13 protein-coding genes are annotated in these 12,352 nt (G+C 64.2%); 4 read left to right on the top strand and 9 right to left on the bottom strand.

Annotation, left to right across the window (positions count from 1 at the left end; genetic code table 11):
* Positions 1-250 precede the first annotated feature (250 nt).
* On the top strand, positions 251-598 hold the full coding sequence (locus C0V72_RS12520) for a hypothetical protein (RefSeq protein ID WP_143704587.1): 348 nt from the start codon (positions 251-253) through the stop codon (positions 596-598).
* Positions 599-674: 76 nt separating this feature from the next.
* Here C0V72_RS12520 and C0V72_RS12515 read toward each other — a convergent pair whose 3' ends face one another.
* Both C0V72_RS12515 and putA read right to left on the bottom strand, forming a co-directional pair.
* Complete coding sequence (locus tag C0V72_RS12515; protein WP_101794480.1) at positions 675-1,379, bottom strand: endonuclease/exonuclease/phosphatase family protein; 705 nt, start codon at positions 1,377-1,379, stop codon at positions 675-677.
* An 8-nt stretch (positions 1,380-1,387) separates the two neighbouring features.
* A complete protein-coding gene (putA, locus tag C0V72_RS12510) occupies positions 1,388-4,528 on the bottom strand; it encodes a bifunctional proline dehydrogenase/L-glutamate gamma-semialdehyde dehydrogenase PutA (RefSeq protein ID WP_101794479.1) in 3,141 nt (1,046 codons plus the stop codon).
* Between the two features lie 150 nt (positions 4,529-4,678).
* Here putA and C0V72_RS12505 point away from each other — a divergent pair, with 150 nt between their 5' ends.
* Positions 4,679-4,966 carry a YciI family protein gene (locus C0V72_RS12505; RefSeq protein ID WP_233999934.1) on the top strand — a complete coding sequence of 96 codons (288 nt, stop codon included), beginning with the start codon at positions 4,679-4,681 and terminating at the stop codon, positions 4,964-4,966.
* Here C0V72_RS12505 and C0V72_RS12500 read toward each other — a convergent pair.
* The 6 genes from C0V72_RS12500 to argB all read right to left on the bottom strand — a co-directional run bounded on the left by C0V72_RS12500 (position 4,963) and on the right by argB (position 9,756).
* On the bottom strand, positions 4,963-6,012 hold the full coding sequence (locus tag C0V72_RS12500) for a DUF475 domain-containing protein (protein ID WP_101794478.1): 1,050 nt from the start codon (positions 6,010-6,012) through the stop codon (positions 4,963-4,965). The genes C0V72_RS12505 and C0V72_RS12500 overlap by 4 nt on opposite strands.
* A 71-nt stretch (positions 6,013-6,083) precedes the next feature.
* Positions 6,084-6,707, bottom strand: a complete 624-nt coding sequence (locus C0V72_RS12495; RefSeq protein WP_101794495.1) for a MarC family protein — start codon at positions 6,705-6,707, stop codon at positions 6,084-6,086.
* Positions 6,708-6,749: 42 nt separating this feature from the next.
* Positions 6,750-7,526: a hypothetical protein gene (locus tag C0V72_RS12490; protein WP_101794477.1), complete on the bottom strand. Its 777-nt coding sequence runs from the start codon at positions 7,524-7,526 to the stop codon at positions 6,750-6,752.
* A 17-nt stretch (positions 7,527-7,543) separates the two neighbouring features.
* Positions 7,544-8,440 carry a bifunctional methylenetetrahydrofolate dehydrogenase/methenyltetrahydrofolate cyclohydrolase FolD gene (folD, locus tag C0V72_RS12485; RefSeq protein ID WP_101794476.1) on the bottom strand — a complete coding sequence of 299 codons (897 nt, stop codon included), beginning with the start codon at positions 8,438-8,440 and terminating at the stop codon, positions 7,544-7,546.
* A complete protein-coding gene (locus tag C0V72_RS12480; protein WP_101794475.1) occupies positions 8,440-8,721 on the bottom strand; it encodes a YggT family protein in 282 nt (93 codons plus the stop codon). The genes folD and C0V72_RS12480 overlap by 1 nt, the downstream gene beginning before the upstream one ends.
* Before the next feature lie 123 nt (positions 8,722-8,844).
* A complete protein-coding gene (argB, locus tag C0V72_RS12475; protein WP_233999933.1) occupies positions 8,845-9,756 on the bottom strand; it encodes an acetylglutamate kinase in 912 nt (303 codons plus the stop codon).
* A gap of 152 nt (positions 9,757-9,908) precedes the next feature.
* On the opposite strand from argB, the gene C0V72_RS16450 reads away from it, so the two are divergent.
* Together C0V72_RS16450 and C0V72_RS12465 are read left to right on the top strand one after the other, a co-directional pair.
* Positions 9,909-10,079: a hypothetical protein gene (locus C0V72_RS16450; protein ID WP_172439014.1), complete on the top strand. Its 171-nt coding sequence runs from the start codon at positions 9,909-9,911 to the stop codon at positions 10,077-10,079.
* An 83-nt stretch (positions 10,080-10,162) separates the two neighbouring features.
* The gene (locus tag C0V72_RS12465; RefSeq protein WP_101794473.1) at positions 10,163-10,651 is read left to right on the top strand and encodes a thermonuclease family protein; all 489 of its coding nucleotides are present in this window, start codon (positions 10,163-10,165) and stop codon (positions 10,649-10,651) included.
* A 591-nt stretch (positions 10,652-11,242) separates the two neighbouring features.
* Here C0V72_RS12465 and C0V72_RS16255 read toward each other — a convergent pair.
* Positions 11,243-12,352: hypothetical protein (locus tag C0V72_RS16255; protein ID WP_233999932.1), on the bottom strand; the 1,110-nt coding region annotated here is incomplete at its 5' end.

The raw sequence follows: 12,352 nt of genomic DNA, 5'->3' as shown, positions 1-12,352 counted from the left end.
TTAACCAAGCCGTGCCATCAGGGTGCGGTTTGTGAGGCGCTGGCGCTGGCTGCGGCGGTGCTTCAGCCGAAGTAGAACTGCGCCTGAAGCACCCACGAGCGGCCATGCGTTTGGACCACGCCCGATCCCGAAAGCGGCATGGCGGCTTGGCTCGGCTCGCAGAAATTTCCTGACATTCAGGAACCGACTCCATTGCGGTCATGAAGACAGTCGTGCGAACTGGCTCAGACTAGTTAGACGCGGAGGTTGCATGACGACACTTTCAGGCGAGATGCTCGACGCAATGGTCATCGAGAGTCAGTCGCTACCTGCGGAGTTGCTGGGGGCTTATCGTAATCCACCCGGACGTAAGCCTAATGAAAGCGTCCTGCGGATACGGGATGCTCTCGTCAACACGGACGATGCGACGGCCCTGCTGCTCCTTCGAGACGTGGTTGATGCCGCCGTGTTTCAGATGGTCTATCTGCTCGGCGCGGGCTTTAAGAGCAACCTAAGTGTAGACATCAGTCGCGACGGCAATCGCGAACGATTGGATGACTCAGCCCTTCATGAAGAATATCGTGCGCGTGTCGAGCCGGGCGGAATACGTTGCGATTGAACTTGAGTGTCCATTTCCCACCCACTTTCCGACCTTTGCGCTTCATCGCAGGCCGCCCGAAAGTCACCATTCCCTCTTACCGAACCGCAAACTGCGCCCACACCGGCAGGTGATCCGACGCCGTCGCTGCCAGCGCGCTGCGGTGCACGCCGCAAGCCGTGGCTGCCAGCCGCTCGCAATGCATGATCCGGTCAAGCCGGCCGATGGGGCGAATGCTGTGAAAGCTGGGGCCGGGATCGAGCACCGCAAAATGCTTTCCGAATTCGCGAAAGCAGCCCGATTGGCGCCGCCATTCGTTCAGATCGCCCATCAACACCACCGGGCCATGCGCGCGCGCGGCCTCGCCCAGCGCGGCAATCGCCCGCGCCTGCCGCACCCGCCACAGTCCCGACAGATCAAGGTGCATCCCGAACACCTTCACCGCGACCCCCGCAACCGCGACAGTCGCGGTCACCACGCCGCGCGGTTCGAGGCAGGGGATATGGATAATGTCGTGGGCCACGATACCGACATGGCGCTTCACCAGGATCGCGTTGCCGTGCCACCCCAACGAATCGGCTTGCACATCGAGCGGCACGGGGACGTAGTCGGTGTGCTCCTCAATCAGGAACCGCGGCAGCACGCTGGCGCGCGAGCCAAATCTGAGATCGGCTTCCTGAAGCGCGACGATATCGGCATCAACCTCCTGCAACACGCGCAAGATGCGCGCCGGATCGCGCTTGCGGTCGGTGCCTAGCCCCTTGTGGATGTTGTAGCTGGCAACCTTGAAGCTGATCGCCATCCGCCCGCCTAACCCGCCGCCAGCAGGCTGGCATTGCCGCCGGCCGCCGTGGTGTCGATCGTCATCACCCGTTCGGTGGCAAAGCGCGCGAGGTAATGCGGGCCGCCGGCTTTCGGCCCGGTGCCCGACAGACCCTCTCCGCCAAACGGCTGGCTTCCCACCACCGCGCCGATCTGGTTACGGTTGACGTAGAAATTGCCCACCTTGGCGTGAGCCTGCACGAAGCGCCGGGTTTCGGCAATGCGGCTGTGAAGGCCCAGCGTCAGCCCGAAGCCGGTGGCGTTGATGTCCTCAACCACCTGCGCCAGCTCACCTGCCTTGAAGCGTACCACGTGGAGCACCGGGCCGAAGTTCTCGCGCTGGAGCGCGGCGATCGAGGGGATTTCGATGATCGTCGGCGCCACGAAATGCCCGGTGGTCGGGGCGCCGGGCAGGCGTTCCACCGGAAGGCCGCGCGCGGTGCAATCGGCGATATGCGCCTCCAGCAACGCCTTGGCGTCTGCGTCGATCACCGGGCCGACATCGGTGGCAAGATCGGCGGGATCCCCGACATGCAGTGCGGCAAACCCGCCGCGGATCATGGCCAGCACGCCATCGGCGATGTCGTCTTGCACATAGAGCACCCGCAACGCCGAACACCGCTGCCCTGCGCTTTGAAAGGCGCTTCCCAGCACATCGCGCACCACCTGTTCGGGCAGCGCGGAGGAATCCACGATCATCGCATTCTGCCCGCCGGTCTCGGCGATCAGGGTGGCAATTGGCCCGTCGCGCATCGCCAGCGCGCGGTTGATGGCGCGGGCCGTGTCGGTCGATCCGGTGAAGGCGACGCCCGCCAGCCGCGGGTCGGCGGTGATGAGCTGGCCGACCTCCCCCGCGCCCGGCAGCAATTGCAACGCCTCAGGCGGAATGCCCGCCTGGTGGCACAGCTTCACCGCCAGCGCGGCGATCAGCGGGGTCTGTTCGGCGGGCTTGGCGATGACCGAATTGCCAGCGGCCAGCGCGGCGCTCGCCATGCCGATGAAGATCGCCAGCGGAAAGTTCCATGGGGAAATCGTGGCGAACACCCCGCGCCCGTGGAGGCTGAGGCTGTTCTCCTCCCCCGTCGGCCCGGGGAGGATGGTGGGCGCGGCAAACTGGCGCCGCGCTTCGGCGGCATAGTAGCGCAGGAAGTCCACCGCCTCGCGCAGTTCCAGTACGCTATCGAGCAGCGTCTTGCCCGCCTCGCGCTGGCACAGGCTGAGGAACTCCGCCGTATGCGCCTCGAACAGGTCGGCAGCGTGTTCGAGCAGCAGCGCGCGCGCTTCGCCGCCCAGCGCGTCCCAGCCGGGCTGGATCGCGGCGGCGCGGGTGAAAGCGGCATCGACCTCTTCGGCGGTCGCATCGCGGCGGGTGCCGACGATGTGCGATGGATCATGCGGAGAGGTGACATTCACCTGTGCGCCCGCTTCGGACGAAGGGAAGGTCGGCGCGGCGGTCCACTGGCGGCTTTCGAGCGCGTGCAGTTGCTCCAACAGTGGTTCACGCACCAGCGGATCGCTGAGGTCCACACCCGCGCTGTTTTTCCGTGCCCCGAAGATCGCGGCAGGCAGCGGGATCGCCGGATTGCGGCGTGGGTTCAGCGCGGTAAGCTCGGCCACCGGATCGCCCACCAGCTCCTCAGGCGCGGTATCCGCATCGCCCATGCGGTTGACGAAGCTGGTGTTGGCCCCGTTCTCCAGCAGGCGGCGCACCAGATAGGCGAGCAGTTCCTTGTGCCCCCCCACCGGCGCGTAGATGCGCACCGGCGTGCGCTGGTTGCCTTCGAGGGCGTGGAGCGCGTCGTACACCTCTTCGCCCATGCCATGCAGGCGCTGGAACTCGAACGCCTTGCCTTCGCTGAGATGCTTGATCGCCGCGATCGTGTACGCATTGTGGGTGGCAAAGGCCGGGCGGATCACATCGGCGTGCTCAAACAATCGCGCCGCGCAGGCGAGGTAGCTGACATCGGTTGCCACCTTACGGGTGAAGACGGGGTAATCGCGGTAGCCGCCGACCTGTGCCAGCTTCACCTCGCTGTCCCAGTAAGCGCCCTTGACCAGCCGCACGAACAAGCGGCGGCCATGCCGGCGCGCCAGCTTGCCCGCCCAGTCGCACACCGCAACACCGCGCTTCTGATAGGCCTGAACGGCAAGGCCGAAGCCTTCCCAGCGGGTGCCATCGGGACGGCGGAACAGATCGTCATCGGCGACCAGCGCTTCGATGATATCCATGCTGAGTTCCAGCCGCTCGGCCTCCTCGGCATCGATGGTGAAGTGGATATCGGCATCGCGCGCCTTCACTGCGAGGTCGCGGATCACCGGGATCATCGCCGCCTTCGCCGCGTCCGCGTGGAAGAAGGTGTATTGCGGGTGGAGCGCCGAGAGCTTGACGGAAATGCCCGGCGAGGCGGCCACCCCGGCCCCCGCCTCGCGCGCCAGCCTTGCCAGCGCGGCTTCATAGGAAAGGCGGTATTTCTCGGCATCGGCGAAGGTCATCGCCGCTTCGCCCAGCATGTCGAAGCTGTGCGTGATGCCCCGTGCGCGTTCGGGCGCGGCGCGTTTGAGCGCTTCGTCGATGGTCCGGCCGAACACGAACTGCCCGCCGAGGATCTTCATCGCCTGACCCGTCGCCGTGCGGATCACCGGCTCGCCCAGCCGGTTCATCGCGCGCTTCAGCACGCTCCCCATACCGCGCTGGCGGGCATCGGGCGGATCAAGCACTTCGCCCGTCAGCATCAGCGAAAAGGTCGCCGCGTTGACGAAGGTGGAGGAGCTTGTCCCCAGATGCTCGCTCCATTCGATACTGCCGATCTTGTCCTTGATCAGCGCATCGGCGGTGGCGGCATCGGGCACGCGCAGCAGCGCTTCGGCAAGGCACATCAGCGCGATGCCTTCCTCGGTGTCGAGGCCATATTGCTGCAAGAAGGCGTCGATCCCGCTGGCCTTCTTGCCGCGCGCGCCCTCGATCAGGTCAATCGCCAGCCGCGCCGCTGCTTCATGCACCCGCGCCGCCGGGGCCGCCTGCTGCAAACGCTCGGCGATGCAGGCTTCTTCCTCCTGCCGGTAGGCGCGGCGCAGATCGGTGCGGTCGATGCCGGAAACAGGCAGGGCGGCGGGGGAATAATCAGCCATCTGGTTTCACCTGAAACGATTCGCGAAAGGTTGCCCGGCGCTCTGAACGCCATGAGGCTGCGCTTCAAGCGCGGTGTTTGCAACGCCTCTCCTTGATCGGGGCGACGCCTCGCGTTAGCCTGAGACGCCAGCAAGAGAGGCCCCACGACCATGCGCATGTTCTGCTTTCACTGCCGCGACGGCGAAGACGGCGGACGGCTGCGCGCAATTCACCGGCCGGCGCATCTCGAATTTGTCCATGCCAATGCCGACCATTTCGTCATCGTCGGCCCGCTGAAACGCGCCGATGGCCTGATTATCGGATCATTGCTGATCGTGAAGGCCGAGAACGAGGCGGCGGCACGCGCGATCCTCGCCGATGATCCCTACCTCACCGGCGGGGTGTGGCAATTGATCCGGGTCGACGAGTTCACCCCGCTGCTGGGCGACTGGGCCTAGATCAGCGCGTCCTCGGGCTGGGCCGGGTTGGCCCGGTTCCAGCGCACCGAAGACCAGAACGCCGCACCGATCAGCACCGCACCAATCACGCCCGTGATGACTTCCGGGATATGCGCGAAGGTGTTGATGTACATGATCACCGCCAGCGCCATGATCGCATAGAACGCGCCATGCTCAAGATAGCGGTATTCCGACATGGTGCCCTTGTTGACCAGGAAGATCGTCATCGACCGCACGAACATCGCGCCGATCCCAAGACCGATGGCGATGATGATGAGGTTGTTGGTCAGCGCGAAGGCACCGATCACCCCGTCGAACGAGAAGCTGGCGTCCAGCACTTCCAGATACAGGAACGCGCCGAACCCGGCCTTGGCCACATCGCCGGTGGTGGGCGTGGGCGGTTCGAGCAGGTGGTTGACGATCTCGACCGCGAGATAGACCAGCAGGCCGGCAATCGCGGCCGTGATGAAAGTCAGCGCATCATCATCGGCCAGCATGGTCGATGTCGCCCAGGTGCCCGCCAGCACCAGCCCGATGGCCACCGCTTCAATATCGGCAACCTTGGCAAGCGGACGTTCAATCACGGCGATCCAATCCACCTCTTTCTCGGAATCGAAGAAGTATTTGAGGCCGACCATCCCCAGAAACGCACCGCCAAAACCCATCAGCCCGATATGCGCCTCGCTGACGATGCGCTGGTATTCCGCCGGCTGATTGAGCGCGAGCTTCATCGCTTCGATCGGGCCGAGCGATGCGGCCACCATCACAATGACCAGCGGAAACACGATCCGCATCCCGAACACGGCAATCGCGATCCCCCAGGTCAGGAAGCGCTGCTGCCAGACCGGGTCCATGTCTTTCAGCACCGAGGCATTGACCGCGGCGTTATCGAAGGAAAGCGAGACCTCCAGCACCGCCAGCACGGCGCAGATCCACACCATCGACAACACGCCATCAAACGTGCCGGTCAGTTCCCAGCCATACCAGCCCCCGAGGGCGAGGCCGAAAGCCGTGAACAGCAAGGAGCCGCCGAAATGCTTGAACATCGAATGTCTTTCCCACGCGCCGCATCAGGCTGCGGCCTTGCATTGTCATAAGATATGGCCAGGTGGCCGGTCTATAGCCCGAAGCTGCCCTTCAAGCCGTCAATCACATATTGCGCCGCGAGCGCTGCCAGCAGCACGCCCAGCAGGCGGGTAATCACCGCCTCGACCTTGTCGCCCAGCAGCCGGATCAGCGGCCCGGCCGCAACCAGCGCGGCGGCCGTGATCGCCAGCACCGCTGCCAGCGCGGCCAGCACTTCCAGCATTTCGGGCCAGCCTTCAGCCTCGTTCATCAGCAGCATCACCGCGGCAATCGCGCCCGGCCCCGCCAGCATCGGCATGGCCATCGGAAAGACCGAGACGTCTTCAACCTCCGGAGTGGCGGCGATTTTCTCGGCGCGTTCCTCGCGGCGCTGGGTGCGCTTTTCGAACACCATGTCAAAGGCGATGAAGAACAGCATCAGCCCGCCCGCGATGCGGAACGAGTTCAACTCGATATGCAGCGCGCCCAGCAGTTCCTGCCCGAACAGCGCAAAGATCAGCAGGATGATTGCCGCGATCCCGGTCGCCCGCAGCGCCATGCTGCGCGCCTGTTCCCGGCTCGCGCCCTTGGTCAGCCCGGCATAGATCGGCGCGCACCCCGGCGGGTCGATCACCACGAACAGGGTGACGAAGGCAGAAAGGAAAAGTTCGGTCAGCACCATGATCGTCTTTGGAGAAGGGTTACGCGCCCCCTCACATCAATCGCCGGTCGCCGCAAGGCTTTGTTCGATCGCGGTGACCCAGCGGCCCTGATCGAAGTAATCGGCGGCGATATAGCGCGTGCCGTCGGCCCGGTGTTCCCAGCGCCAGCGCAAGGTGCCATCGCGCGACAGGCGGGCATCAGCCTTGCCGTCCTCGCCGATGGGCATTGCGGGCGGCGGCGGTGTGGTGCCGGGGCCGCCGCGCGGACAGGTGGCGACCATGCCCTGCACGGCGTCGATCTCGGTTACGACGATATCGCCCTCCTCGACCGCTTTGCGCGGGGGAGGCTGGGGCACATCATCGCCGCCGACATCGAAGATGTAGCGATAGGTGTTGTCGCTCTGGCGTTCCCACACAGTCACGAAACTGCCAACCTTGCCCTGCGGATCGCGGTAACGGCCCTTGCTGACCGCGACCGCCCCATCACAGCTCATCGCAATGACGCGCGGCTCCCACTGCACGGCTTCTGCCGGATCGGTCTGGGTCGCCAGCCACGGCTCGATCGCAAAGGGGCCGTCCTTGCCGTGCAGCAGCGCGCCGGGGGCGGCAAACTGGCGGAACGCGGTCCATTGCCCGCGTTCCCGCGCGGCGCGCGAAAAGGCGAGTTCGGCGGCCACGATGGTGCTGGGCTGCGCGGCGCCGGGCGCAGTGGCCAGCGCGCGGTTGATGACCGCCAGCTGACGGCTGTTTGGCTTACCTCCTCCGGCACCGCCGCCGCAGGCGGCCAGCGCCAAGGGCGCGGCAATGGCAAGAGCACAGGCAAAGAGCCGCATGTCAGTCTCCGTTCGGGTTACAGCCCCTCTGGCGCGTCCAGCCCGGCGTGGCGGTGAGCGGCGACCAGCGTGTTGCGCAGCAGCACCGCGATGGTCATCGGGCCGACCCCGCCCGGCACCGGCGTGATCGCGCCTGCGACTTCGGCGGCTTCGGTATAGGCGACATCGCCCACCAGCCGGCCCTTCGGCTTGTCGTCTGTCGGGGCCAAGCGGTTGATGCCAACGTCGATCACGGTCGCGCCCGGCTTGATCCAGTCGGCCCGCACCATTTCCGGACGGCCCACGGCGGCCACCACAATATCCGCACGGCGCACCACCTCGGCGAGGTTCTTCGTCCGGCTATGCGCCACCGTCACCGTGGCATTGGCATCGGTGAGCAGCTGCGCCATCGGCTTGCCGACAATATTCGACCGGCCGATCACCACAGCCTCCAGCCCGCTGAGATCGCCGAGGTGGTCTTGCAGCAGCATCAGGCATCCCAGCGGCGTGCACGGCACAAAGCCCGGCTGCCCGACACTGAGCCGCCCGGCATTGATGACGTGGAACCCGTCAACATCCTTGTCGGGGTCGATCGCGGCGATCACTGCCTGCTCGTCAAGCCCGGCAGGCAGCGGCAATTGCACCAGAATGCCGTCAACCTCTTCGTCGCGGTTCAGCCGTTCGACCAGCGCCAGCAATTCGCCTGCGCTGGTGGTGGCAGGCAGGCGGTGTTCGAAACTGGCAATCCCGGCCTCGGTGCAGGCCCGGCCCTTGGCGCCGACATAGACCTGACTTGCCGCATCCTCGCCCACCAGCACCACCGCAAGGCCCGGACGCCGTCCGCAGCTTTGCGCAAAGGCAGCCGCCAGCGCGCCGATCCGGCCGCGCAGGGCTTCGGCAAACGCCTTGCCGTCGATCCGCGCTGCTTCCCCCATCAGGCCATCGCACCCTGAAGGATATAGGCCACGGCATTCAGCAGCATGATGAACACCATCGGCGAAAAATCGATCGCGCCGGTATCGGGCATCACCTTGCGGATGGGGCGCAGCGCCGGTTCAAACAGACGGCTGAGCGCATCATGCACGGCGGCGGCGAACTGGTTGCTCGGGCTCACCACGTTGAAGGCAAATAACAGGCCGATCACGAACCAGATAATCAGCAGCATATTGGCGGTGTTGAGCACCATCAGGAAAATCTGCAGGAATGCGTCAGTCATTGCGATCCGTTTCCGTTGCGAAGGGCGGCCGCCATTGGGGTTAGCGAGCCGCGCCTGATGTAATCCCCTGGCAGGCGTATTAGCGGGTTAATACGCCTCGCGCCATATCTCAGTTCCCGCTGGTTACACGCGCACCAGCGTGCCCGCGCCGCGCGCGGTGAAGAATTCGAGCAGCATCGCATGGCCCACCCGGCCATCCAGCACCACCGCCGCCTCGCAGCCCGCCTGCACCGCCGCAACGCAGGTTTCCAGCTTGGGCACCATGCCGCCGCGGATCACACCGTCTTCGCGCAATTGGGCGATGTCGGCCGGGGTGAGGTCGGACAAGAGCGTGCCATCAGCATCCAGCACGCCCGGAACGTCGGTCAGCAGAAACAACCGCGCCGCGCCCAGCGCGGCGGCGATGGCGCCCGCCATGGTGTCGGCATTGATATTATAGGTCGCCCCGTCCGCGCCCGGCGCAATCGGGGCGATCACCGGAATCATCCCGGCGGCCACCATCGTATCGATCACGGTGGTGTCCACCATCGCCGGTTCGCCGACGAAGCCGAGGTCGACGACCTGTTCGATATTGCTGTCAGGATCGCGGGTGGTGCGGGTGACCTTGCTGGCCGTGACCAGCCCGCCGTCCTTGCCCGAAATCCCGATCGCCTTGCCGCCCGCCGCCGCGATCCAGCTGACCAGCTCCTTGTTGATCGCGCCCGACAGCACCATCTCGGCAACCTTGGCGGTGGCTTCATCGGTGACACGCAGACCATCGACAAAGGTGCTCTCCACCCCCAGCCGCTTGAGCATCTGGCCGATCTGCGGGCCGCCGCCATGCACCACCACCGGGTTGATGCCGACGGCCTTCAGCAGCACGATATCCTCGGCAAAGTCGCGCGCGGCCTCGGGATCGCCCATCGCGTGGCCGCCGTACTTCACCACGAAGGTGCGCCCGGCATAGCGCTGGAAATAGGGCAGCGCCTCGATCAGCACTTCGGCCTTGGACAGATCGGGCGCTGCGGCCTCGGGATGGTTCGGCTTGTCGGTCACCGGCGTTCCGTTGTTCGTGGGGGCGCTACCGCGCTGTTGCCCGCGCCCTAGCGGCTTGCGGGCGCGGGGCCAAGCGGCTTGGTGCCGGGTCGCATGGCCAAGTTAGGTGTTTTGCCGGTCAGGTGGTAGTCATCAAGCGGGGAGTTTTAATCATGAGCGATAACCAGCAGGATGACCCGGCGGCTGATCCAGCGGGCGGAGGGCGCAGGCAGCACGACCGGCGGCAGAACCAAGTCCCGTTTGAAGGGCCGGATCGCCGCAAGGGCGACCGCCGCTCGGGCGCCGACCGCCGCACCACACCGCGGGGCGATACGGAAGCCTGATACCACCGCCTAGGCGTTTAACCGCGGCGAAAATCGCTGGAATCCTGCCGTTCTCCCGGTAAAGCCGGGAGCGGGATAACAGCATGACATTCACCACATCACCTGCGCGCCGCTGGCCGGCGCTGGCTGCGCTGTTGCTGGCGGCAGCCGGTGTTCTTTCCGTCCTGCCCGGTGAGGGCGAGGCGCAAGGCCTTGCCCCCCGGACAGAACCGCACCGCGCGCTGTTCCCGGTCTGCGCGGGGCCGGTGCGCGTGACCTGCGTGGTGGACGGCGACACCATCTGGTATCGCGGCGCCAAGATCCGCCTCGCCGATATCGACACCCCCGAAGTCAGCCGCCCCGGCTGTCCGCGGGAGGCGATGCTGGGCCGGCAGGCGACCGAGCGGCTGCGCAGCCTGCTCAACGCCGGAGCCTTCGCGCTCACCCCCCCGCCCGATGGCCGCACCCGCGACCGCTATGGCCGCGAACTGAGGATCGTAACCCGCGGCGGCCAGAGCCTCGGCGCGGTGCTGGTGCGCGAGGGGCTGGCGGCCCGCTGGGGCGGTCCCCGGCGCGAATGGTGCGGGGCCTGAGGGCGCCCCTGCCAAAGCGGACAAAGGTGACACCGTGTCAACTTTGCATGGTGGGATTATTCTGTTATTTCTTATAGGCTTAGCGGTGTTCCGCGAGGCCGGACGGACAGGGTTTTGGCGCGCAAAACACCCTATTTGTGCGGCGGCAGCCGCGCTTGCGACGATTCCGAAAGAGCCGGGCCACGAAGGGCCACCGCGAGGTTAGCCCGGCGGCGGGAGCGTAGGAAAGCGGAAGGGGGTGATTGGGCCATACCCCCTCACGTCGCCCCGGACGTGCCTGCCCCGGCGAAGGCCGGGGATCCGGGGTCGGGCCGGCTTTTACCACGGTGAGGGAAGAAGCGGGGTCCCGGGTCAAGCCCGGGAAGACGATGCGAGAGCATCCCGCACCCCGCCTCCGTCATCCCAGCGAAAGCTGGGACCCAGGGCGGCCGGGCGCTGGTGTCAGCGGAAGGAAGCTGGACCCCGGATCAAGTCCGGGGTGACGGTAGAGGGTGACGGCTGGTGATGCGCGAGGACGCGCTGGCTTCTGCGTGGCTCATGTCGTTCTTAGAGCCGTTGGTGCGCTCATCCGGCGCCGAAACTCTCTTAAGCTTAAGGGTCGCTCGAAGGTGTGCCCTGTGGTCGACCAACCATTTTGATTTCGAGTTTAAAAGGATTGCCGTCTGAATCAACAAATCTGAAAAAACGCAGGATTTTTTCGTTCAAGTCCTCTCCTGTCCCGTTATCAAGGCGCTGCCGCAGATAAAATAGGAACGAGGGTTCGACGATATAAAGAGTCCTTTCGCCTTCGTGCCAGTCCAAAAGGCGAAGTTTACTGCGCTCTTGAAACTTTCCTAGCGCCTTCAGCGCGGCGTTGATTGAAGCCTGCGGGATGTGATTTTCTCCCGAAAGCTTTGCAACCCTGTCCATCAACTCATGGTACTTCAATGAGAAACACAATGGCTCCAGTGCAAATGAACCAATAATGTTTTCATACGATGCATGTTTACGACGACCCCGTCGAGGTCCCGTTATCAGTCGTTCATAATCGCCCTTATGGTTGGCGTACAAGTTGTTTGCTACAAATTCACAAGATTTTGAAACCGCTTCTGGCATGACGTTTGCCGCACGCTTCCTCGAACCGGGCGACATATCGTGATGTAATGCAATTTCTTGACAAATTTGTTGTGCAATGATCGGAAGGCCGCACGATTCTTTTGCTATTCTACTTCTAGTCAATTCGCCGTTTCTAATCCCAAGGATCGCAAAACCTTTACGTGGTATCTCGGCCAAATCTTCCAAGCTCCACTTACCGACCTCAATGAAGCGAGTGCGACCACTTAAATCAGGGTTCGCGCGCGCAATATCAATCGCGTGGTGAGTTGTGCTGACAACCAAGACAGAAACGCCATCATCGACGAAAGCCTTCCATTGCTGAAATATTTCTTTCTTAGTTTCATCTTCCAAATAATGGAAATCTTCAACTACCAGTTGAAGCGGCATTTCTTTAAGCAGCGGAATCAGGTGTTTGGCATTTATCTGAGATTTTACGACCTCTTTCTTTATTGCATATTCACCGGACGCAGAAATATCAAAGCCAATACTCGCCATGGCTTTAGCCATCCAAGAGCCTGTCCTCAAAAGTAGTTGGGAGATATCAGCCGGTTGCGCTTGACGCGCTTGCTGATCGCTGATTCCGGGGTTTCGCCAGAAACGACCGAG

This window comes from Porphyrobacter sp. TH134, assembly GCF_002855495.1.
In the GTDB taxonomy this organism is placed as follows: domain Bacteria; phylum Pseudomonadota; class Alphaproteobacteria; order Sphingomonadales; family Sphingomonadaceae; genus Erythrobacter.
The sequence above is the reverse complement of the archived record's forward strand: the minus strand, read 5'-3'. Positions and strand labels throughout refer to the sequence as shown.